This window comes from Cupriavidus sp. 05N39 (assembly GCF_056397325.1).
On sequence record NZ_JBFTNE010000257.1, the window covers coordinates 1 to 955 of the forward strand.

General features: G+C 62.3%; 1 protein-coding gene. It reads left to right on the top strand.

Annotation, left to right across the window (positions count from 1 at the left end; translation table 11 throughout):
• The first annotated feature begins 299 nt into the window (after positions 1 to 299).
• Positions 300 to 677 (top strand): H-NS histone family protein, encoded by a 378-nt coding sequence (locus AC1DN0_RS41165; RefSeq protein WP_477146618.1) that lies wholly within the window; start codon positions 300 to 302, stop codon positions 675 to 677.
• Positions 678 to 955 lie beyond the last annotated feature (278 nt).

Here is a 955-nt window from a genome sequence, read left to right on the forward strand (position 1 = left end):
CGCCGACCACACGCACCAAGTTCAAGCCGGGGTCGGCCTGAGGGGGCACCCGAGGGAGGGGATTTGTCCACCGCGCCACGGGATAAGCCTGTGCGCAAACCGTGCGAGGACCAGATGCCCGGCGGGCTCCTCGGGTCTGATTAATTTTTGAGCGGCGGGGTGACCACGTGATTCCCAATCCCCAAGGGAGCTGGTTGCGTTACACCAGCGATCCGCCGGAACAATGTTGAGGCCTAACCGTCTTTGAGACGACAACGCAGGATCCTGCTCCGCAGCTTCCTCAAATCTGTGCACCTAAAATGATGTCGATCGAAATCGAGCGCGCCGAAGYGATTACCTGGATCCGCATCCAGCTGGCTCAGCATGGGCTGAGCCTGTCCCACCTGCAGGCCGCCGGCTGTTTTTCCGAGCCGCCACCGGCGACGTTGCCTGGTGTGGTGCGCTACCGCAACGCGCACGGGCAGGGCTGGGACGGCCGCGCCGCAATGCCCGACTGGCTGCAGCGGGCGGTCAATGCAGGGCAGACCGTGGAACATTTCCGCGTGCCCGTCGCGGAAGCCACGGGGCGCGCCGGGAAGGGGAGTTCCCATTGTGATGAGCCAGGAGGATCTGCAAAAGGCAGGTCTGGAGGCGCTAGGGAAGAAGTGGGCGTGATGCGTGGTTGGCGAAATCGGTAATGGACGGCCTTCCGAGGGCGCCGTCCGAGAATACACCACTGCCGTTTCCGCGCCGATGCCATGCCCCGCCATTGACAAGCGGAACTTCATTAGCTGTCGCATCTGCTGCTCTCAAGAAACAAAAATAACGGTTCTTCAGACTTTCGTGTGGGTAGGTAGTACGCTTTCGCGCATGGCTTGGTAAGGAGGTGTGCGATGGACAGCGTGGAACTGTACCGGCAGCTGCTTGGCGTGACTGCGCCATGGACGGTGGAGCGTGTCGACCTGGACGTGGCGCG